Source organism: Neisseria sicca (assembly GCF_017753665.1).
GTDB lineage: Bacteria > Pseudomonadota > Gammaproteobacteria > Burkholderiales > Neisseriaceae > Neisseria > Neisseria flava.
Genome location: NZ_CP072524.1, coordinates 2152342 through 2171931 on the forward strand (window position 1 = coordinate 2152342; position 19590 = coordinate 2171931).

Here is a 19590-nt window from a genome sequence, read left to right on the forward strand (position 1 = left end):
CCATCGCTTGAACGCCTATGCAGTTCATCTTTTATATTCAACATCATAAGGAAAGTATCATGAAAAAAGCACTCTTCGCCTCCCTCATCGCTGTTGCCGCCGCCGCATCTTTCGCCGACAGTCGCATTCCTGAATGGAATCATGCCAACGACTCCGGCCCCATTCCGGGCTTAACTCAAGTCGAATATCACGACGCGTACGATATGCGTAAGGATGATGACCGCGTGAAATTTACCGTACCTGCCACAGGCGTGCGCGAAATCACCGACATCGGCTACAACGACACCTATGCCCGCTCATTGCAAAACGGCTCAAATTGATTGCCAAGCAGTTGACGATACATTGAAAGGTCGTCTGAAACGTATCCATCCGTTTTCAGACGACCTTTTGCTTTATCGGAAACGGCAGCTATGATACCCTTCAGCGCGGAATATCGAAGAGTCGATATTGTTAACCGATTGAAAACGCTATGAAAGGATAAAACATGAGCGGTTTGATTATTGAAGATTTGCAGGAAGGCCACGGCAAAGAGGCCGTGAAAGGCAAGGAAATTACCGTGCATTACACCGGTTGGCTGGAAGACGGCACCAAATTCGACTCCAGCCTCGACCGCCGTCAGCCGCTGACGATTACGCTGGGCGTGGGCCAGGTCATTCAAGGCTGGGACGAAGGTTTCGGCGGCATGAAAGAAGGCGGCAAACGCAAGCTGACCATTCCCGCAGAAATGGGCTACGGCGCACGCGGCGCGGGCGGCGTGATTCCGCCAAACGCGACATTGGTGTTTGAAGTGGAGCTGTTGAAAGTTTATGAATAATGCCTGACGGCATCGGGATGGATTTTCTGCTTTGAATCTGCTTTGAAAAAGAGCGAAAGGTCGTCTGAAACCTGAATTTTCAGGTTTTCAGACGACCTTTCATTGTCCGATTCCGTCTAAAAACAGTAAAATACCCGTTTTAAAAGATTCTGGAGCCATCATGACCGTCAAAACCCGTTTCGCCCCCAGCCCCACCGGCTACCTACACATCGGCGGCGTGCGCACCGCCTTGTTTTCATGGGCGTTTGCCCGCCATCACAAAGGCGAGTTCCTATTGCGTATCGAAGACACCGACTTGGCACGTTCTACCGCCGAATCCGTCAACATCATCCTCGACGGCATGAAATGGGTCGGTCTGAACTACGACAACGCCGACAACGTCGTGTATCAAACCCGCCGTTTCGACCGCTATACGGCCTGAGCCTATGATTTTTTCAGCCGCTATTTCAATTGGATGTAAAACGTACCGTCCGGCACGACGGGCAGGTATTTGCGGTAGAAGTCCAGATAGGTCTTGTTTGGGTCTATGTCGGCAAACTGCTGCGGATACAGGGTTTTGGCGATAAATTGCGCGCTGGCCAAATCGGCGATCGAGCGGGAGGCGGTGTGGTAGATGCCGTAAACGCGTTTGTTTTTGACGGCAGGAATGTCTGCCCAGCCTTTGCGTTTGACAAATCCGGCCAGGCGACGTTGCGCATCGGCCTGGCTGATGCCTATGCCCATCGCCATAATGCCAGGCTTGTCTTTATGGCCGTTTTCCGTCCCCGAAATGATGATGACGTCGGGTTTGGCCGTCAAGAATTTTTCAGGGTTTATCGGTCCCCAGTTTTTAACGTAAGGCGCGGCGATATTGTTGCCGCCTGCTGTGTCGGCAATCGCGCCCCACATATCTTTGCCGAAGGTGTAGCTGTATTCGGACGGGCCTTTGTCGCCGAACTCGATATAGATTTTCGGTTTGGACTGCTTGGCGCGCGCGACGCGTTTTTGGATATCGGCAATGCCTCGGGCGTATTCGGCGGCAATTTTTTGGGCGCGCGCCTGCGTACCGTTGAGTTCGCCGAAAATTTCCGCACTGCGCGTGTGCCGCGCGACGGTTTCGGCGTTGAAATCGACCACGACGACGGGTATGCCTGCCGCTTTAATGCGCGGCAGGTGGGTGGCGACGGCCTTATACTGCCAGTCGGCCAGAATCAATACGTCCGGCTTGAGCGCGAGCGTTTTCTCCAGTGAAAACGTGCCGGTGCTGATGTTGCCGATGTCCGCAATGTTTTGCAGCGTAGGCAGCTTCTGTTTGAACATCGCCCAGCTGCCGGGATTGAATTTCTCCCAAAACTCACGCGAAATGCCGATGACGTTTTTAAATTTGTCCGCGCCCGTTACCGCGATATAGTCGGGATAGTAAAACGCCAAAACCGCGCGTTTGACAGGGACATCGACTTTGACTTCGCGTCCCAATACGTCTTTGATAGTTTTGATTTCGGCTTGGGCAAAAAGGGGCAGGAGGGCGAGGGCGGCAAATAAAGCGCGTTTGTTCATGAGCGGATACTTTCAAAGAAATGATTATCATTTGTCTTGTTTTCAGGAGAAAAGTTCCCAGATGGTCCTTCTGCGCCGACATTATTTTCAGACGGCCTTACATTGTTTAAACCTTGCCGAAAAAGTAAAATACCTGTTTTCAAAGACTTTGGAGCCATCATGACCGTCAAAACCCGTTTCGCCCCCAGCCCCACCGGCTACCTGCACATCGGCGGCGTACGCACCGCCTTGTTTTCATGGGCGTTTGCCCGCCATCACAAAGGCGAGTTCCTATTGCGTATCGAAGACACCGACTTGGCGCGCTCTACCGCCGAATCCGTCAACATCATCCTCGACGGCATGAAATGGGTCGGTCTCGATTACGACAACGCCGACAACGTCGTGTATCAAACCCGCCGTTTCGACCGCTATAAAGAAGTCATCGCCGAACTCTTGGAAAAAGGCGCCGCCTACTACTGCTATTGCAGCAAAGAAGAGCTGGAAGCCATGCGCGAGAAAGCCGAAAAAGAAGGCACGGCGACTTACGACCGCCGCTGGCGTCCCGAAGCAGGCAAAACCCTGCCCGAAATCCCTGCTGACGTGCAACCGGTCGTCCGCTTCAAAACGCCTTTGGACGGCGTGACCAAATGGACGGACTTGGTCAAAGGCGAAATCTCCATTCCCAACGAAGCACTCGACGACCTGATTATCGCCCGCGCCGACGGTACGCCGACTTACAACTTCTGCGTTGTCGTGGACGACTACGACATGGGCGTTACCCACGTTATCCGCGGCGACGACCATGTGAACAATACCCCGAAACAAATCAACATCTTAAAAGCCATCGGCGCAAACCTGCCCGAATACGGTCATTTGCCCATGATTCTCAACGAACAAGGCAAAAAAATCTCCAAACGCAGCGGCGATACCGTCGCCATCACCGACTTCGGCGCGATGGGCATCCTGCCCGAAGCCATGCTCAACTATCTGGCACGCTTGGGCTGGGCGCACGGCGACGACGAGTTCTTTACGATGGAACAATTCATCGAATGGTTTGATTTGAAAGACGTTTCCCCGTCTCCAAGCCGCATGGACTTGAAAAAACTCTACTGGATCAACGGCGAACACATCAAAATCACCGCCAACGAAAAACTCGCGGAACTCATCAAGCCCCGCCTTGCCCTGCGCGATATTTACGACACGGCAAAACCCGCGTTGGAAGACGTGTTGGCATTGGTCAAAGACCGCGCCCAAGACCTGAACACCCTCGCCGACGAGTGCCTCTACTTCTACGTTAAACAAACGCCCGCCGAAGCGGACGTGCAAAAACATTGGGACGACGAAGCTGCCGCCCGTATGCTGCGCTTCGCCGAACGCCTCGAAGGGCTGGAAGACTGGAACGCCGAAGCCATCCACGACCTGTTCAAACCTTTCTGCGACGAAGAAGGCATCAAAATGGGCAAACTCGGCATGCCCCTGCGCCTCGCCGTCTGCGGCACGGCGAAAACCCCCAGCGTTGATGCCGTGTTGGCATTAATCGGCAAGGAAGAAGTGTTGAAACGGATTCGTTCTTAAAACGTTGAAAAGGTCGTCTGAAAATGTTCAGACGACCTTTTTGATTTTTCCGATACCCATTGATTTCTTGTGAAATAGACGGCAGGCTGGAACAGAAAACACCTGTTCCGTCATTCCCGCGCAGGCGGGAATCCGGCTTCTGCGTTTGAGGGAATATTTAGAAATCACCATTATTTCAACTTTCCGGACTCCCGACTGCGCGGGTAAATCCCAGAATAGGGATTTGTCGTTTGAAACCCCTATAACAAGCGTTGGGAAGAAGAAAGCCGTTTCGAGCATAAAAAACGTCGTCTGAAATCTAAAACCTGTTTTCAGACGACGTTTGCGTTTATTCAGCCCGAACTTTACTGCGCACCGACCACGACGATATTCAAGTCTTCGGGGCGGACGCGTTTTTGCCAGGCGGCTTTGACGTCGGCGGCGGTCAGTTTGGCGACGGCTTTGGGGTAGGCTTCAAGGTAGTCGTCGGGCAGGTTATAGACGCCGATGAGGTTCAAGTAGCCGAGCAGTTTGGCGTTGGAATCGAAACGCAGGGGGAAGCTGCCTGTGATGTTGGCTTTTGCCTGAGCCATTTCTTCTTCGGTCGGACCTTCAGCGATGAACTGCCTGATGACTTCCTGTGCTGCGGCAAGCGAGGCGCGGGCGGCGGGTTTGCGCGAAGAATAAGCGATGGTGAACATGCCTGCCTGACGTTCCGGAGTAAGGTTGCTGTACACGCCGTAGGTGTCGCCCCTCTGATTGCGCAGGACTTCCATCAGGCGGCTGTCGAATCCGCCGCCGCCGAGGACGTAGTTGCCGGCAACAAGCGCGTAGTAGTCGGGGTCGTTACGGGTAATCAGCGGCATTCCGAGCATGATTTGCGCCTGTTCGCCGGCGAAGGGGATGTCACGGCGTTGTGCAGGATGTTTTTTGACGGGCGGAACATCGGCCGATGCGGCAGCATGGTCGGGCAGGCCGGACAATGCGTTTTGCACGAGGCGGTCGGCACCTTTGCGGTCTATATCGCCGACGATGGCGACGACGGCATTGTTTTTGCCGTAGCGGGTGCGGTAAAACGCGCGGATGTCGTCAAGCGTGATGCCGTTTATGCTTTGTACGGTGGTGTATGCGCCTTTGCCGTAAGGGTGGTCGGGATAGGAGAGGCGCGCCAATGTTCGGGCGGCGGTGAAGTCGGGTTTGGTTTCCTGTTGTTGCAGGAAGGTGGCGGCTTGCGTTTGGTTGCGGCGGAACACAGCTTCGTCGAAACGCGGGCGGGTCAGTGCGCCGTTGAACAGGGAAACGGCTTTTTTGAGTGTGTCCGGACGGCTCAGGCTGCGCAGGGTGGCGGTGGCGGTTTCGTTGTCCGTACCGCTGCCGATTTCAACTGCCAATCCGTTGGTTTGGGCGTTGAAGGTTTCTTCGTCCATTTCTTTTGTGCCGCTGGTCAACAGGGCGGCGGTGAAGGCGGCGGTTTCGCTTTTGCCGTCGGGATCGGACGCGTTGCCTGCGCCTCGGAAGCTGACTGCCATGTCGATAATCGGATTTTCATGCCGCTCGGCCAAGAGGACCTGCACGCCTTGCGGGGTGGTCCAGCGTTGGATGTTGACCGCTGCCTGTACGGACAGGGGCAGGATAAGGGCGAGGAAGGCAGGAGCGTATTTCATTGTTTTTCCTTTCGGACGGTATTCTTCAGGGGCAGTATAGTGCAAGTACGCGGAATGAAACACCCTTTGGCGGGAAGGTTACGGCGGTTTAATTGTCTGGCCGCCGAAAATTAAGGGTCGTCTGAAACCTGATTTTCGGTTTCAGACGACCCTTCCATCCTTCGGTCAGATTCGTAATTTATAACCAAAAAAGAAGGGCGCAATCTTGCGCCCTGACGAGATGATTTTGAACTGGGGTCGTCTGAAATTCAAAACCGGATTTTCAGACGACCTTTTGTCTTACTGCAAGACACTCAATTATGTTCCCAATCAACGTGTTCGCTCAAGAAACCGCCGCTTTGGTGCGCCCAGAGTTTGGCGTAGAGGCCTTGTTTTTCGAGGAGTTCGGCGTGGCTGCCTTCTTCGATGATGCGGCCTTTGTCCAAGACGATGAGCCTGTCCATCGCGGCGATGGTGGAGAGGCGGTGGGCGATGGCGATGACGGTTTTGCCGTCCATCATTTTGTCGAGACTTTCTTGGATGGCGGCTTCGACTTCGGAGTCAAGCGCGCTGGTGGCTTCGTCGAGCAGCAGGATCGGCGCGTCTTTGAGCATGACGCGGGCGATGGCGATGCGTTGGCGCTGACCGCCGGAGAGTTTCACGCCGCGTTCGCCGACGTGGGCGTCATAGCCGCGCCGCCCTTTGGCGTCGGAAAGGTTGGGGATGAAGTCGGCGGCTTCGGCGCGTTCGGCGGCGGAAATCATTTCGGCGTCGGTGGCATCGGGGCGACCGTAAACGATGTTGTCGCGCACGGAACGGTGCAGCAGCGAGGTGTCTTGCGTGACCAAACCGATTTGGGCGCGCAGGCTTTCTTGGGTTACGCTGTCGACGTTTTGCCCGTCAATCGAAATCGTGCCGCTTTGCGGTTCGTAGAAGCGCAAAAGCAGGTTGACGATGGTGGATTTGCCCGCGCCGCTGCGTCCGATCAAGCCGACTTTTTCGCCCGGACGGATGGTAAGGTTGAAGCCGTTGAGCAGCGGTTTGCCTGCTTCGTAGGAGAAATCGACGTGTTCAAACTTGATTTCGCCTTGCGACACTTTCAGCGGCAGGGCGTTCGGCTTGTCGAGGATGGTTTGCGGTTTGGACAGGGTTACCATGCCGTCGTTGACGGTGCCGATGTTTTCAAACAATCGGGCGGATTCCCACATGATGTATTGCGACAAACCGTTGACGCGCAACGCCATGGCGGTGGCGGTGGCGACTGCGCCGACGCCGACTTGCCCGTGATACCAAAGCCAGATGCCCAGCGCGGTCGTGCCGGCGGTCAGCGAGCTGTTGACGATGAAGCTGCATGTGTGCAGGAGCGTCGCCAAACGCATTTGGGCGTGTACCGTAACCATAAATTCTTCCATCGACTGCTTGGCATAAGCCGCTTCGCGCGCGCCGTGGGAGAAGAGTTTGACGGTGGTGATGTTGGAATAGGCGTCGGTAATGCGGCCGGTCATCAGCGAGCGCGCATCCGCCTGACGCGAAGCGGTTTTGCCGAGCTTGGGAATCAGGAAGCGCATCACTAAGGCGAAGCCAATCATCCAGCCGATAAAGGGCAGCAGCAGCCAGCCGTCGAGCGCGACCAGAATCACGCCGGAAGTAATGAAATACACCAGCACATACACAACCATGTCGGCAACCGTCATCACCACGTCGCGCATCGCCAGCGCGGTCTGCATGACTTTGGCGGACACGCGGCCGGCAAATTCGTCCTGATAGAAACCGAGGCTCTGCCCCAGCATCAGGCGGTGGAAATTCCAGCGCAGGCGCATGGGGAACACGCCTTGCAGGGTTTGCAGGCGCACGTTGGACGCGAGGAAGGTCCAAAGGGCGAAAAACACCATCATTCCCGCCATCGCCGTCAACGCCCAGCCTTTTTCGGCAAACAGGGTCGCGGGCGTGTATTTGCCAAGCCAGTCCACGACTTTGCCCATAAATTGAAATAACAAGGCTTCCATAATGCCGATACCGGCGGTAAACACCGCCAAGACGGCAATCCATTTGCGCAAGCCTTCGATGTTGCTCCAGACAAACCGCCACAGCCCTTTTTCAGGCGTTTTCGGGGCGGCTTCGGGATAGGGGTCGATTCGGGATTCGAACCATGAGAATATTTTTTGAATCATTGTATTGTTTTGATTGAGATAGAGTGGATTTCAGACGACCTCTACGGTGGGGACAGGTCGTCTGAAAACAAGTATCGGGAGTTAAAGGCATTATTTTACGGGAAAAAACGGCGGGAAGACACCGCGAAGGAGAAGCGGGAACGATAATTCGGCAGATGTTTTGCCGAGAGCGGGTTTGCCAATCTGATTTGGGTTTTGCCGAAACAAAGGTCGTCTGAAAATCCGAATGATGTTTTCAGACAACCTTTGAGTTATCGCGGATTCACTGTTATGGCTGTTATCGGGTATGGCTGCTTTCGATGCCCGTTTTGATTTCGCCATAGACTTGCGAGCTGCCGCCCGTTCCCGTTGCAGAAGTACAGGCGGCAAGGAAGAAGAGGACGGTGAGGCTGAGGACGGTTTTCATGGGGTTCCTTTCTCGGGAGGGAAAGAGGTCGTCTGAAACCATATTTGGTTTCAGACGACCTTTTGGGTTATTTAGGATCGCAGCGGAAATGGTATGCGCAGATTTCGAAGCCGTTTTTGAAATACAGGCGGTGCGCATCGACGCGGTCGTGATTGACGTGGACGTTAAGGTGGATTTTGGTTACGCCCGTTTCCGCACCGATTTTGCGGACTTCTGCCAACAGGCGTGAGGCGTAACCTTTGCGGCGGCTTTGCGGCAGGGTAACGATGTCGTCGATGTGGATATGGCAGCCGCTGGCGAGGTTGCAGGATTCGCGGAAGCCGCAGACAGCGACGGCGTTGTGTTTGCCTTCTTCGAAAATACCCAAGAGGCGGTAGCCGGCGGGGCGTTGGACGGTGTTGATTTGTTCGGTGAATTTGCTGATGTCGGTCAATGCGGAACGCAGGACGCTGAGGGCGGCGAAGGCAGTGGATGTGTCTTCGGGCGGGATTTCGCGCAGAATGTATTCGGCAGCGGCGGCTTCGGCCTGTGCTTTTTCGGCGGCGTGTTTTTCTTCGATGGCTTGTGCCAGCAGGACGCGTTCGGCCGGTTCGCCTTGCGCTTTGTCTTCCTGTTCTTTCAAAAGCTCTTTGCAGTCGATGATGCGCAAGTCGTTGTCGGCGGCAAAGTCCATCAGGAAACGGAACATCTGCGGATTGTCTTCTTCGAGTTTCTTATCGACGGCGACGCAGCGGACGTTGTCCACCAGCATGGGGCGCACCCAGTTGGAGTAGGACAACCGGTTGTCTTTGGTGAATGAGGACAATATGCCGCACAAGCGTTCTGCCCAGTCGCTGGGACGGAAAATCTTGCCTTTGTTGGTTGTGCCGTGAATCACGACTTCGTAGGGGTTGCAGACTAACATGGCGGTTTCCTGTGTAGAGTTTGAAATTCGGGCGGACACATGAAAACAGGATATTCAAATTGCCGCCGTTCCTTTTTGCGGGAAGGACGGCGCGGGCCATTCCTGTTTGAATGTACGGTCAGATGGTGGGTGGGATAAATGCTTTGTGTCCGTTTTTGATTGATTTCACTATAAGAATGTTCATGATTATACCGCACAGTCCGGGTTTCGTGGCAGTCGGGCGGATGTAAGCCGCTTTTGAGGTCGTCTGAAACTGAAAGAAGCCGGTTTCGCTGAAATAAATAAAGCGGTGCTTGTCCGAACCTTTTTCAGACGACCTGTTTGCCGCAGCATTGTTTTCTCCGTCCTGCCAACCTGCTTGCATTGATACTGCTTAATTACTTAATTATCGGCTCTCATTCCTGCCCCACTCAGGCGGAGGTGGGAGGGGCGGTTGAGGGCTGGTGTCGTTCAAAAGCAAAGCGAATCAGTTAAAAATAAAAAAGGCGCATCATGCGCCCTTTTTGTCTTTGATACGTCGTCCGAAACCCGACGAAGGACAAACCGTCAATCTTCTTCCCCTTCCGGCAAACCTTGATCCTGCAAAGTATCCTGCAAGGCGGATTCTTGGGCGGTTTCCACCAAATCGCGTTGCAGGCGTTTGGTGGTTTTCACGCCCAACGCGCGCAGTTTTTCGGCGCGGCTGACGAGGTTGCCGCGTCCTTGCGAGAGCTGTTTGAAGGCTTGTTGGAACTGGTTTTGCGCTTGGTCGATGTTTTTGCCGACGCCCTCGAGCGTTTGGACGAAGCCGGTGAATTTGTCGTAAAGCCTGCCGCCTTCTACCGCGATGGCGAGGGCGTTTTGGTTTTGCTGCTCGTTGCGCCAGATGTGGGCGACGGTGCGCAGGGTGGCGAGCAGCGTACTCGGGCCGACCGGCATGATGCGCTTGTCGAAACATTCTTGGAACAGGGCGGTATCGTGTTGCAAGGCGAGCAGATAGGCGGGTTCGACGGGGATGAACATAAACACGAAGTCCAGCGTGCGCACGCCTTCGAGGTCGGTATAATCTTTTTGCGAAAGGCTGCGGATGTGGGCGCGGATGCTGGCGACGTGGGCGGCGAGTTCGCGCTCGGCGGTTGCAGCGTCGGCGGCTTGGGTGTAGCGGACGTAGGCGGTCAGCGAGACTTTGGAATCGATGACGATTTGTTTGCCTTCGGGCAGGTTGACGAGGACGTCGGGCTGGAGGCGGCGCGCGCCGTCTTCTTCTTGGCGGACGGCGGCGGCTTGGACGGTGTATTCGCGCCCTTTTTGCAGGCCGGAATGTTCCAAAACGCTTTCTAAAATCATCTCGCCCCAGTTGCCTTGGGTTTTGTTTTGCGTGCCGGTGAGCGCGTCGGTGAGGGCTTTGGCGTCGCTGTGCAGCTGGGTGTTGAGGGTTTGCAGACGTTTGAGTTCGTTTTCGAGGGTCAGCCTTTCGCGCGCTTCTTTTTCATAAGTTTGCTGCACAAGCTCGCTGAAGCCGTGGATGCGTTCGTTGAGCGGAGTGAGCAGTTGGTTGAGGTGGTCGCGGTTTTGCTCGGTGAAGCGGCGGCTTTTCTCTTCCAAAATGGTGTTGGCGAGGTTTTGAAACTGGTCGCCCAAGCTTTGTCGGGCTTCGGCAAGGAGCTTGAGCTTTTCGTCGGCGGCGAGGCGTTCCTGTTCGAGCTGGATGTGGAGGCGTTCGTTGCGGACGTGCAGGTTGTGCGCGTTTTCCTGAAGCTCGGCGTAATCTTGTTTCAGACGACCTGCTTCCTGTTCGCGCTCTTGGAGGTAGCCGATTTGGCGTTCGGCGGCGGCGAAGCGGTTGCCCAATTCCTGCAACTCGCCCTGCAAATCTTGGACATGATAGCGCGCATCGGCAAGCTCGGCGGCGGTTTGCGCCTGATTTTGTTCGGCAAATTCAAGATGCTGGCGGCATTCGGCAAGCGATTGCATCAGGGCAAACTGCTGCGTCTGCGCCTTGTTGCGGGCGAGCAGCCAAGTAATGAGCGCGCCGGACAAAAAGGCAAGCGCGGCGGTCAGAAGGAGCGGGAGATTCATAGGTCGTCTGAAAACGGAAAAAGCAAAAACGGCAATATAGCATGTTTGCAAGGCAAGCTCGCTGCGCGCTTGAGTAGGATAGGGCGGAATGGCTGATAAACCGATGCCGAGCAGCGGGTCGCAGAATGCAGGGCGCAGCAGTCGTATCCAACCGATTTCATTGGGGGCGAACAACAGAGCCGAAACAGAAAGCCTTTTCAGACGACCCTGCCAACATATAAAGATAGACAGGTCGTCTGAAAACCTGAAAACAAGTTTTACACGTTTCGTTGCGCCGGATGAGAGATTTATTTAATGAGCGATTTCACAAGAAAACAGCGGATTCAGGTTTGTCGGGCAGGGATTTTGGTTTCAGACGACCTGTTTTTGCCAAAAATGGATAGATAATTTAAAAAATGGCAATGGCGATTATAGTCTAAGGCTAAAAACCAAAAAGCCAAGCGGAAAAGTGTTGTTTTTTATCTGATTGAAAAATAAAAGGAAAATTTAAAATTTGTCTGAAATGATGTAATTTGGCAACAAAAAATCCGAGAGCATCTATTCTAAAATAAACAATTTGTAATCGGCTTGTAACTAAAACATCGGTGTCATTCCGCAAGACATCGGTGTCATTTTCAAAACCAAAAATAATTTATCAAAATAATTACATTATAGCATTAATACCGCTATTTTCTTTACAAAAAAACTGTATAATTTATCAATTAAGGCGGTATCATGATCCCTATCGATACGGCAGACACGCCGACGGAGAATGCAGATGTTATTAAATAACATTTGATGAATATGAGAAAGGATTACCCGAAATGAAAAATTTATTGACCTTAGCCGCAGCCTCTTTAATCGGTATGGCAGGCGTTACCGTTTCAGCCGCTATGGTTGTCCGCAATATCGAAACTGCTGCAAAAAAATAATTTGAAAACAAACGAAATATTTTAAACGCTTCCCAAAACCCCACAAACAACCCTTCCCGCCCAAGGCGGAGCGGCTTTCGGCTTTCAACCGATTCCGGCATCAGATGCCGACACAAGCGCGAACCGCAGACCGCCAGATTCGATTCAGCGGCGGGAACAAAAGAAAGAGAGATTACCATGAAAAACTTAATCAAATTGGCAGCCGCCTCCCTGATTGGCATGTCCGGTCTGACCGCCAGTGCGACGACCGTCGCCAAAAACATCGCCGAAGCCGGCAAATAATAAGCCGACCCGACGATAACATCCGCAACACAAACACAAGAAAGAGACTCAAAATGAAAGAATTGATCAAACTCGCCGCCGCATCCCTGATCGGTATGTCCGGTCTGGCCGCCGGCGCGACCCACATCGCCGACAATATGCGTACTGCAATTAAAAAATAAGCTCGGGCTGTTTTAAACCCCCAAGCTCTTGGAAGTAACAGCAAAGGTCGTCTGAAAATTTTCAGACGACCTTTTTTGATTTGTCCGACGGGTCAAACGACAGGCGGGACACAAAACATCATCGCAAGGGTTCAAACCAAACGATTTGTTCTTTATCGATATGTATCGGCACGGTATCGCCGGCGGGTAAGTGTTCGGCGGGTAACAGGGTGGTCAGTTCGCCGTATTCGGGGTGGGCGAAGGTCAGGCGCAGGCTGTCTGGCAAGGGCGTGAGGGACAGGATGCGGCAGGGTGTGCCTTGCGGGTCGGGACGGATGGCGTGTGTCGGGATGTGGCGCGCATCGTCGGTGTTGGGCAGCCCGAGCAGGCGGGCGGCTTGGGCGTTGGCGGGGCGGCGGAAGAGTTCGGCGGGCGTGCCGTATTGGAGGATGCGCCCTTCGTGCATGAGGGCGATATGGTCTGCCAGCGCGGCGGCTTCTTCGGGGGAATGGGTCACGAGGACGGCGGGGATGTTTTGACGGCGGATGCTCTCGTCGGTCAGGCGGTAGAGGGTGTGGCGCAGGTGGGTGTCGAGGCTGGAGAAGGCTTCGTCCAAGAGGAGCAGGGACGGTTTGATAATCAGGGCGCGGGCAAGGGCGAGGCGTTGCTGTTCGCCGCCGGAGAGGCTGCCGGGTTTGCGGCGGGCTTCGTTTTCCAAACCGATGTCGCGCAGCGCCTGCATGGTTTGTGCTTCGATTTCGGCTTTGGGCAGGCGGCGCATTTTGAGTCCGAAACCGACGTTTTCTTGGGCGGTCAGGTGCGGGAACAGGGCGTAGTCTTGGAACATAAGCGAGACGTTGCGCTTTTCGGGCGGGACGGCGGTGATATTTTGCCCGTCCAGCCAGACTTCGCCGCTGTCGGGTTTGACGATGCCTGCGATGATTTTGAGCAGGGTGGATTTGCCGCAGCCGGAGCGTCCGAGGACGGCGAGGGTTTCGCCGGCGGCGACGGTCAGGCTGATGCGGTCGGCGACAGTTTTGCTGTCGAAGCGTTTGCAGATGTCGGTAAGTCGGAGCATGGGTTTCAGACGACCTTTTGGGGAATCGTGAAAGGGAAACGGCGGGGTTTTGTTTATTGGTTTCGTTTAGCGGCAAAGGCTGTCCAGCCAAAGGCTTAGCGGATGCTGCCTGTCGAGCGCGCCGTAGCGTTTGAGGGCTTCGAGGGTAACGAGCTGGGCATCGTGCATCATGGTTTGGGACAACATGGTTTCGATGATTTGTGAAACGTTCATCAATTCAAACCCTGCGACTTCGCCGTCTTGGTTTTCGGGGCGGACGGTTTCGGGCAGGACGATGTCGAAGATGTGCAGGATTTCGTTGTGGATGCCGCGCGAGACGGGACGCAGGCTGTGGATTCGGGCGGCGGGTCGGAGGGTGTCGAGGGCGGGCGGCATCAGTCCGGCTTCTTCTTCGCTTTCGCGGCAGACGGCTTCAAACGGAGTTTCGCCGCTGGCAATGCCGCCACCGACGAGGTTGTCGAGTTTGTTGGGATCGATGGCTTTGTGCGGGCTGCGGCGGCCTATCCAAAAATACCAGCTACCGTCGGTTTGCACCAGTCCGTTGAGGTGGACGGCTTGGCTCATGAGTCCGAACGGGCGGAAGGCGGCGCGTTCCAACGCAAAGAGAATCTTGCCCGCGTCGTCGCACACGTCAAACTTTTCGTCGCGCCAGCCGTGCAGCAGTCCGAGGCTTTTCCATTCGTGCGCCAAGTGCTGCAAACTGTCGCCCATCGCCAGCCAGTTGTCTGTTTGCAGGCAGAGGTCGTCTGAAATTTCAGAAAGCCCTTCCTGCCAGTCTTGTTTGATCCGTTCGCGCCAAAACGGATTCAGACGACCCAAAGCCAGCCCGTTCAGATAGAGCGTGTTCCAGTCGTCCGACGCGCCGTAACTTGCCCGCGCCCAATCGTAGAGCGCGTCGTGGGTGCGGCGGTCGATCGTTTCGGAAAAACAAGGGTGCGAAGACATGGCCGTTCCTCAGTCCAATCATAAACATAAAGCGGATTGTATCTGCTTTGTTTCAATTTGCAATCAACTCTATCCATAGCCGGACGGTACACAATGCAAAGCCAAACCGCCTGAAAACCGCTATAATCGTCCCATTCTGTCGGAGGTCCAACACCATGAGCGAATTGAGCGAAATTCTCGCCTATAATCAAAATTTTGTCGAATCGGGCGAATACGAAAAATATTTCACCGACAAATATCCCGGCCGCGAACTGGCCATCCTGTCCTGCATGGACGCGCGCATCATCGAACTGCTGCCCGACGCGCTCGGACTGAAAAACGGCGACGCCAAGCTCATCAAAAACGCCGGCGCGGTCGTTACCCATCCTTGGGGTTCCGTCATGCGCAGCCTTTTGGTCGCCGTGTTCGAACTCAAAGTCAAAGAAATCATGGTCATTGCCCACTACGATTGCGGCATGAAGGGGCTGAACGCCGCCGGTTTCCTTGAAAAAGTACACGAAAGCGACATCCCCGACGACCGTATCGAAACCTTGCGCAACGCGGGCATAAACCTCGACAACTGGCTGACCGGTTTCGACAACGTAGAAGACAGCGTCCGCCACACCGTCAAAGTCATCCGCAACCACCCGCTTATGCCCGCCGACATCGCCGTCCACGGACTCGTCATCCACCCGACCACCGGCAAACTCACCCTGGTTGTCGACGGCAGCCCCGAAGCAAAAAGCCTTTCAGACGACCCCGACAACCCATAAACCCGACAGGTCGTCTGAAACCTAAACAGAGCGCACACCCCACACCCAAGGACACCCATGAAAAACATCGGACTTTTCGGCGGCACCTTCGACCCCATCCACAACGGCCACCTCCACATCGCCCGCGCCTTCGCCGACGAAATCGGACTCGACACCGTCGTCTTCCTGCCCGCAGGCGACCCCTACCACAAAGACCCGTCCCGCGCCCCCGCCCAAGACCGCCTCATCATGACCGAACTCGCCATCGCCGACGACCCCCGCTTCGCCGCCAGCGACTGCGACATCGTCCGCGACGGCGCAACGTACACCTTCGACACCGTCCAAATCTTCCGCCAGCAATTCCCCGCCGCCCAACTTTGGTGGCTCATGGGCAGCGACAGCCTCATGAAACTGCACACTTGGAAAAAATGGCAGACCCTCGTGCGCCAAACCTATATCGCCGTCGCCATGCGCCAAGGCGACAACCTCAACCAAACCCCGCGCGAACTCCACGCCTGGCTGGGCGAAGCCCTCCAAAACGGCAGCGTCCGCATCCTCAACGCCCCCCTGCACAACACCTCCTCCACCCAAATCCGCCAAACCCTTCAAAGCGGCAGACTTTCAGACGACCTCCCGCCCCAAGTCGCCCGCTACATCCTCAAACACAAACTGTACCAAAGCGAAAAATAGCGTAAATTCATACAGATAAGTTATAATACCGTCCAAACCCCATTTCATTCCCACCATTAGGAAAACAATGAACGAACAAGAACTGCAAGACCTGCAAAAAATGGTCGAAACCGCCGTCGAAGCCCTCGAAGACATCAAAGCCAAAGACATCTCCGTCCTCGAAACCCAAGAAAAAACCTCACTGTTCGCCCGCATGATCATCGCCAGCGGCGACAGCACCCGCCAAGTCAAAGCCCTCGCCAACAACGTTGCCGTCAGCCTCAAAGAAGCCGGCTTCGAAATCCTCAGCACCGAAGGCGACAGCGGCGAATGGACGCTCGTTGACGCAGGCGACCTCGTCGTCCACGTCATGCTGCCCGCCGTCCGCGACTTCTACGACATCGACACCCTCTGGGGCGGCGAAAAACCCAGCTTCCACGCCGGCGCGCAAAAACCCTGGCACGCCGCCGACTAAACCATCATCCCAAGCCGTCTGTGCATACAGACGGCTTTATTGCGCACACCGAATCCTATCTTTGCCCAAACCGAAGTTTTCAGACGACCCCTTGACCGAACAACCAAAATATCGGCTTCAAGAATCCCGTTTCACCATCAGAGACCTTTGCAAAAATAGCCTATTAACGAAATTTGACGCATAAAAATGCGCTAAAAAATCTTCAATTGACTAAAACCTTCCTAATATTGAGCAAAAAGTAGGAAAAATCAGAAAGGTTTTGCATTTCGAAAATGAGATTGAGCATAAAATTTTAGTAACCTATGTTATTGCAAAGGTCTCCATCATTCAAACCAAAAGGTCGTCTGAAAACTTTCAGACGACCCCATCCGACCAAGGAAACCCATGAACATCACCGTCCTCGCCGTCGGCACTAAAATGCCCCGCTGGGTGGACGAAGCCGTCGGCGAATACGCCAAACGCTTCGGACGCGACGTCGCCTACACCCTCAAAGAAATCAAACCCGAAAAACGCGGCGCAGGCGTCAACGCCGCACAAGGCATGGCGGCGGAAGAAAAACGCATCCTCGAAGCCATCCCGCAAGGCGCGTTCCTCGTCGTCCTCGACGAACGCGGCAAAGCCCCGACCTCCGTCGAGCTGGCGGAACACCTCAAAAGCTGGCAGCAAAACGGCGAACACGTCTGCTTCGTCATCGGCGGTGCCGACGGCATGACCGACCGCCTCAAACAACAAGCCCGCATGATGATGCGCCTCTCCAGCCTTACCTTACCGCACGGCATGGTGCGCGTCCTTCTGACCGAACAGCTCTACCGCGCCGTCTCCATCCTCCACAACCATCCCTACCACCGCGAATAGCAAAAGCCGTACCCATAGGCAGGCTTTTCGGCTTAAAAAGTAGTTACTTGAAATTATAGGAATTTTTTGTTCCGAACAATTTAATCAAGAAAATTCTTGACAACTTTCCAGAATGAAAGTATAGTTTTACCTTCTGACGCGGGATGGAGCAGCATGGTAGCTCGTCGGGCTCATAACCCGAAGGTCGTAGGTTCGAATCCTGCTCCCGCAACCAATTTCAAAAACCCTCGGTTTTCCGAGGGTTTTTTATTGTCTGCTGTTTTGGTAAAGCAGCAAACGGATTGGTTGCCGCGGGAAGGGGTTATGGCTGATTTTCTTAATTTTTGACACATTCCTTGTCTCGCATAGGCAGGGGAATGACACCCCGCAAATAAAGCAGTATCAATGCGTACGGAACGACCATGGCGTATTGTAAAGGTCGTCTGAAACCTTGGGTTTTGGGGTTTTAGACGACCTTTTTAGAAGATTGGTAATGTGGGCGGACCACTTGAACAGTTCAGGTATTTTTAATTTCTGAATCATCCGGCAGCAAGTCGTGTATGGAACAGTTTAAAGCAGAAGACAGTTGATACAGTTTATCGACCGTTATGTTGACCTCCCCCCTTTCTATTCTACCCATATAGCTTCTGTCTATATCGGCAAGTAAGGCTAAGTTTTCTTGGTTGATATTGGACTGTTTGCGGATTTCTCGGATTTTTACACCTATCAATATACTGATTTTACTCATGAGATTTGTCTTCACAAATCTCAAAATATCCAATTTTGACGTTTATTTATCCACGGATTATAATCCGTATTTTAGGAAATACATAATGTGGAGAACGTCAAATGGCAAGTTATATTGAAAGCTCTTTAGGGCGGAGTGAACGTATCGTTTATAAAGCGCAAGTATCGTGGCTGTCCCAATTCTGGGGGATTGTTTTTGGTATTCTGCTGTTGATGTGGGTAATCGGTATCGTATTGATAGTGTCCGCGGTATTGAATGTAATGACAACCGAGCTTGCTTTAACCAACAAAAGGGTTATCGCAAAGTTTGGCTTTATCCGCCGGCAAACAATTGAGTTAAATATCAACCGCATCGAAAGTATTTCGGTAAATCAAGGTTTTTGGGGCAGGATTTTCAATTATGGCTCCATAGTGGTCAGGGGGACGGGTGGCAGTCATGCTCCGATTCCTTATATCGCCCGACCGATGGAGTTCCGTCAACAATTCAATGACTTTATAGATAACGAAATTGATGTCGCCTCGAAAAATCAAATTGAAGTAAAACCGCCTGCCGTTTGAGATGGGCGGAAACGGTGTTTTTTGTTTTATATAGCAAAATCATAATAAAATATTTATTTCTAGTGATTCGAATATGAAAAGGTCGTCTGAAAACCTGGAAGCGGTTTTCAGACGACCTTGGATTCGGATTTCAAGTGCAACACTATGGTACCAGTGGTTGGAACAGATTCAAGAATAAAACACTTGGCGTTTCGTAGCCAAGTGTTTTTCTTGGCCGGTGGTTCAATTCATCTTGAACCCTGCGTATCTCCCGATTGCTGATGTTTCGGAAATCGGTTTGTTTGGGGAAATATTGGCGGATGAGTCCGTTGGTGTTCTCATTCAGCCCTTTCTCCCAAGAATGGTAGGGGCGGCAAAAATAGGTTTTCGCCTTCAATGCTTCGGCTATTTTGGTGTGTTGATAGAACTCTTTGCCGTTATCCATAGTGATGGTGTGCACTCTGGCTTTATGTGCCTTTAATGCCCTAACGGCTGCCAGAGCAGTGTCTTCGGCTTTGAGGCTATCCAATTTGCAGACGATGGTGTAGCGGGTAACGCGTTCGACCAAGGTCAGTAATGCGCTTTTCTGTCCTTTGCCGATGATGGTGTCGGCTTCCCAATCGCCGATGCGGGTTTTCTGGTCGACGATAGCGGGTCGGTTTTCTATGCCGACGCGGTTGGGCACTTTGCCTCTGGTCCATGTGCTGCCGTAGCGTTTGCGGTAGGGTTTGCTGCATATTCTGAGGTGTTGCCACAACGTGCCGCCGTTGCTTTTGTCTTGGCGAAGGTAGCGGTAAATGGTGCTGTGGTGGAGCGTGATTTGGTGGTGTTTGCGCAGGTAGGCGCATACTTGTTCAGGACTGAGTTTGCGGCGGATAAGGGTGTCGATGTGTTGAATCCGCTGCGAATCGAGCTTATAGAGTTGTCGCTTACGCTGTTTGATAGTCTGGCTTTGCCGCTGGGCTTTTTCGGCGCTGTATTGTTGCCCTTGTAAGCAGTGCCGCTTGATTTCTCGGCTGATGGTGCTTTTGTGGCGGTTAAGCTGTTTGGCGATTTCGGCGATGGTGCAGTGGCGGGACAGGTATTGGATGTGGCATCGTTCGTCTTGGGTCAGTTGCGTGTAGCTCATGGCAATCTTTCTTGCAGGAAAGGCCGTATGCTACCGCATACTGGCCT

At 53.6% G+C, this 19590-nt stretch carries 20 protein-coding genes, 1 tRNA gene and 1 pseudogene; 10 read left to right on the forward strand and 12 right to left on the reverse strand.

Going from position 1 to position 19590, the window contains the following annotated elements; genetic code table 11:
- The first annotated feature begins 59 nt into the window (after positions 1 to 59).
- The 3 genes and pseudogenes from J7445_RS10205 to J7445_RS10215 form a co-directional block, all read left to right on the forward strand.
- Entirely contained in the window at positions 60 to 320 is a 261-nt protein-coding gene (locus J7445_RS10205) for a hypothetical protein (RefSeq protein ID WP_070655295.1), read from the forward strand.
- Between the two features lie 164 nt (positions 321 to 484).
- Positions 485 to 814, forward strand: a complete 330-nt coding sequence (locus J7445_RS10210) for an FKBP-type peptidyl-prolyl cis-trans isomerase (RefSeq protein WP_003743612.1) — start codon at positions 485 to 487, stop codon at positions 812 to 814.
- Between the two features lie 160 nt (positions 815 to 974).
- Positions 975 to 1226, forward strand: a pseudogene (locus J7445_RS10215) (glutamate--tRNA ligase family protein); the annotation flags it as partial.
- A gap of 29 nt (positions 1227 to 1255) precedes the next feature.
- Here the strand turns inward: J7445_RS10215 and J7445_RS10220 are convergent.
- Positions 1256 to 2350: an ABC transporter substrate-binding protein gene (locus J7445_RS10220; protein ID WP_070655646.1), complete on the reverse strand. Its 1095-nt coding sequence runs from the start codon at positions 2348 to 2350 to the stop codon at positions 1256 to 1258.
- Positions 2351 to 2509: 159 nt separating this feature from the next.
- Between J7445_RS10220 and gltX the strand changes: the two genes are divergently transcribed.
- Positions 2510 to 3904: a glutamate--tRNA ligase gene (gene gltX, locus J7445_RS10225; RefSeq protein WP_209283033.1), complete on the forward strand. Its 1395-nt coding sequence runs from the start codon at positions 2510 to 2512 to the stop codon at positions 3902 to 3904.
- Between the two features lie 27 nt (positions 3905 to 3931).
- On the opposite strand, the gene J7445_RS10230 is transcribed toward gltX, so the two are convergent.
- The 9 genes from J7445_RS10230 to J7445_RS10265 all read right to left on the reverse strand — a co-directional run bounded on the left by J7445_RS10230 (position 3932) and on the right by J7445_RS10265 (position 14421).
- Positions 3932 to 4183, reverse strand: coding sequence for a hypothetical protein (locus tag J7445_RS10230; protein ID WP_070655661.1), 252 nt, complete (start codon positions 4181 to 4183; stop codon positions 3932 to 3934).
- Between the two features lie 65 nt (positions 4184 to 4248).
- Positions 4249 to 5547 (reverse strand): M16 family metallopeptidase, encoded by a 1299-nt coding sequence (locus J7445_RS10235; protein ID WP_019269994.1) that lies wholly within the window; start codon positions 5545 to 5547, stop codon positions 4249 to 4251.
- A 293-nt stretch (positions 5548 to 5840) separates the two neighbouring features.
- Positions 5841 to 7697, reverse strand: coding sequence for an ABC transporter ATP-binding protein (locus J7445_RS10240; protein ID WP_209283034.1), 1857 nt, complete (start codon positions 7695 to 7697; stop codon positions 5841 to 5843).
- A gap of 277 nt (positions 7698 to 7974) precedes the next feature.
- Positions 7975 to 8103: a hypothetical protein gene (locus J7445_RS12370; protein ID WP_019269997.1), complete on the reverse strand. Its 129-nt coding sequence runs from the start codon at positions 8101 to 8103 to the stop codon at positions 7975 to 7977.
- 67 nt (positions 8104 to 8170) lie between these two features.
- Positions 8171 to 9007 carry a GNAT family N-acetyltransferase gene (locus tag J7445_RS10245; protein ID WP_209283035.1) on the reverse strand — a complete coding sequence of 279 codons (837 nt, stop codon included), beginning with the start codon at positions 9005 to 9007 and terminating at the stop codon, positions 8171 to 8173.
- A 118-nt stretch (positions 9008 to 9125) separates the two neighbouring features.
- The gene (locus tag J7445_RS10250) at positions 9126 to 9371 is read right to left on the reverse strand and encodes a hypothetical protein (RefSeq protein WP_203025819.1); all 246 of its coding nucleotides are present in this window, start codon (positions 9369 to 9371) and stop codon (positions 9126 to 9128) included.
- Positions 9372 to 9553: 182 nt separating this feature from the next.
- Positions 9554 to 11065, reverse strand: a complete 1512-nt coding sequence (locus J7445_RS10255; protein WP_209283376.1) for a DNA recombination protein RmuC — start codon at positions 11063 to 11065, stop codon at positions 9554 to 9556.
- Positions 11066 to 12537: 1472 nt separating this feature from the next.
- Positions 12538 to 13476 (reverse strand): ABC transporter ATP-binding protein, encoded by a 939-nt coding sequence (locus J7445_RS10260; RefSeq protein WP_209283036.1) that lies wholly within the window; start codon positions 13474 to 13476, stop codon positions 12538 to 12540.
- A gap of 66 nt (positions 13477 to 13542) precedes the next feature.
- A complete protein-coding gene (locus J7445_RS10265; protein WP_039410472.1) occupies positions 13543 to 14421 on the reverse strand; it encodes an NUDIX hydrolase in 879 nt (292 codons plus the stop codon).
- A 155-nt stretch (positions 14422 to 14576) separates the two neighbouring features.
- Here J7445_RS10265 and J7445_RS10270 point away from each other — a divergent pair, with 155 nt between their 5' ends.
- The 5 genes from J7445_RS10270 to J7445_RS10290 all read left to right on the forward strand — a co-directional run bounded on the left by J7445_RS10270 (position 14577) and on the right by J7445_RS10290 (position 17365).
- On the forward strand, positions 14577 to 15173 hold the full coding sequence (locus J7445_RS10270; RefSeq protein WP_019270002.1) for a beta-class carbonic anhydrase: 597 nt from the start codon (positions 14577 to 14579) through the stop codon (positions 15171 to 15173).
- A 57-nt stretch (positions 15174 to 15230) separates the two neighbouring features.
- Positions 15231 to 15842 carry a nicotinate-nucleotide adenylyltransferase gene (gene nadD, locus J7445_RS10275; RefSeq protein WP_209283037.1) on the forward strand — a complete coding sequence of 204 codons (612 nt, stop codon included), beginning with the start codon at positions 15231 to 15233 and terminating at the stop codon, positions 15840 to 15842.
- 67 nt (positions 15843 to 15909) lie between these two features.
- A complete protein-coding gene (rsfS, locus tag J7445_RS10280) occupies positions 15910 to 16296 on the forward strand; it encodes a ribosome silencing factor (protein ID WP_039410466.1) in 387 nt (128 codons plus the stop codon).
- A gap of 384 nt (positions 16297 to 16680) precedes the next feature.
- The gene (rlmH, locus tag J7445_RS10285; RefSeq protein WP_016687125.1) at positions 16681 to 17151 is read left to right on the forward strand and encodes a 23S rRNA (pseudouridine(1915)-N(3))-methyltransferase RlmH; all 471 of its coding nucleotides are present in this window, start codon (positions 16681 to 16683) and stop codon (positions 17149 to 17151) included.
- Positions 17152 to 17288: 137 nt separating this feature from the next.
- Positions 17289 to 17365: transfer RNA gene (locus tag J7445_RS10290), tRNA-Met, on the forward strand.
- A 282-nt stretch (positions 17366 to 17647) separates the two neighbouring features.
- On the opposite strand, the gene J7445_RS10295 is transcribed toward J7445_RS10290, so the two are convergent.
- The gene (locus J7445_RS10295) at positions 17648 to 17878 is read right to left on the reverse strand and encodes a helix-turn-helix domain-containing protein (RefSeq protein WP_029609562.1); all 231 of its coding nucleotides are present in this window, start codon (positions 17876 to 17878) and stop codon (positions 17648 to 17650) included.
- A gap of 101 nt (positions 17879 to 17979) precedes the next feature.
- On the opposite strand from J7445_RS10295, the gene J7445_RS10300 reads away from it, so the two are divergent.
- On the forward strand, positions 17980 to 18435 hold the full coding sequence (locus J7445_RS10300; protein ID WP_101809792.1) for a PH domain-containing protein: 456 nt from the start codon (positions 17980 to 17982) through the stop codon (positions 18433 to 18435).
- A 142-nt stretch (positions 18436 to 18577) separates the two neighbouring features.
- On the opposite strand, the gene J7445_RS10305 is transcribed toward J7445_RS10300, so the two are convergent.
- A complete protein-coding gene (locus J7445_RS10305; RefSeq protein ID WP_209283038.1) occupies positions 18578 to 19543 on the reverse strand; it encodes an IS30 family transposase in 966 nt (321 codons plus the stop codon).
- Between the last annotated feature and the right edge of the window lie 47 nt (positions 19544 to 19590).

What these genes read in the sequence shown, in the direction of transcription:
- J7445_RS10305 (WP_209283038.1), bottom strand. Translation starts at nt 19,543, where the DNA reads ATGAGCTACACGCAACTGACCCAAGACGAACGATGCCACATCCAATAC.
- J7445_RS10255 (WP_209283376.1), bottom strand. Translation starts at nt 11,065, where the DNA reads ATGAATCTCCCGCTCCTTCTGACCGCCGCGCTTGCCTTTTTGTCCGGC.
- J7445_RS10270 (WP_019270002.1), top strand. Translation starts at nt 14,577, where the DNA reads ATGAGCGAATTGAGCGAAATTCTCGCCTATAATCAAAATTTTGTCGAA.
- rsfS (WP_039410466.1), top strand. Translation starts at nt 15,910, where the DNA reads ATGAACGAACAAGAACTGCAAGACCTGCAAAAAATGGTCGAAACCGCC.
- J7445_RS10300 (WP_101809792.1), top strand. Translation starts at nt 17,980, where the DNA reads ATGGCAAGTTATATTGAAAGCTCTTTAGGGCGGAGTGAACGTATCGTT.
- J7445_RS10230 (WP_070655661.1), bottom strand. Translation starts at nt 4,183, where the DNA reads ATGCTCGAAACGGCTTTCTTCTTCCCAACGCTTGTTATAGGGGTTTCA.
- J7445_RS10260 (WP_209283036.1), bottom strand. Translation starts at nt 13,476, where the DNA reads ATGCTCCGACTTACCGACATCTGCAAACGCTTCGACAGCAAAACTGTC.
- J7445_RS10295 (WP_029609562.1), bottom strand. Translation starts at nt 17,878, where the DNA reads ATGAGTAAAATCAGTATATTGATAGGTGTAAAAATCCGAGAAATCCGC.
- J7445_RS10235 (WP_019269994.1), bottom strand. Translation starts at nt 5,547, where the DNA reads ATGAAATACGCTCCTGCCTTCCTCGCCCTTATCCTGCCCCTGTCCGTA.
- gltX (WP_209283033.1), top strand. Translation starts at nt 2,510, where the DNA reads ATGACCGTCAAAACCCGTTTCGCCCCCAGCCCCACCGGCTACCTGCAC.
- J7445_RS10210 (WP_003743612.1), top strand. Translation starts at nt 485, where the DNA reads ATGAGCGGTTTGATTATTGAAGATTTGCAGGAAGGCCACGGCAAAGAG.
- rlmH (WP_016687125.1), top strand. Translation starts at nt 16,681, where the DNA reads ATGAACATCACCGTCCTCGCCGTCGGCACTAAAATGCCCCGCTGGGTG.
- J7445_RS10240 (WP_209283034.1), bottom strand. Translation starts at nt 7,697, where the DNA reads ATGATTCAAAAAATATTCTCATGGTTCGAATCCCGAATCGACCCCTAT.
- J7445_RS10205 (WP_070655295.1), top strand. Translation starts at nt 60, where the DNA reads ATGAAAAAAGCACTCTTCGCCTCCCTCATCGCTGTTGCCGCCGCCGCA.
- J7445_RS10265 (WP_039410472.1), bottom strand. Translation starts at nt 14,421, where the DNA reads ATGTCTTCGCACCCTTGTTTTTCCGAAACGATCGACCGCCGCACCCAC.
- J7445_RS10220 (WP_070655646.1), bottom strand. Translation starts at nt 2,350, where the DNA reads ATGAACAAACGCGCTTTATTTGCCGCCCTCGCCCTCCTGCCCCTTTTT.
- J7445_RS12370 (WP_019269997.1), bottom strand. Translation starts at nt 8,103, where the DNA reads ATGAAAACCGTCCTCAGCCTCACCGTCCTCTTCTTCCTTGCCGCCTGT.
- nadD (WP_209283037.1), top strand. Translation starts at nt 15,231, where the DNA reads ATGAAAAACATCGGACTTTTCGGCGGCACCTTCGACCCCATCCACAAC.
- J7445_RS10245 (WP_209283035.1), bottom strand. Translation starts at nt 9,007, where the DNA reads ATGTTAGTCTGCAACCCCTACGAAGTCGTGATTCACGGCACAACCAAC.
- J7445_RS10250 (WP_203025819.1), bottom strand. Translation starts at nt 9,371, where the DNA reads ATGCAAGCAGGTTGGCAGGACGGAGAAAACAATGCTGCGGCAAACAGG.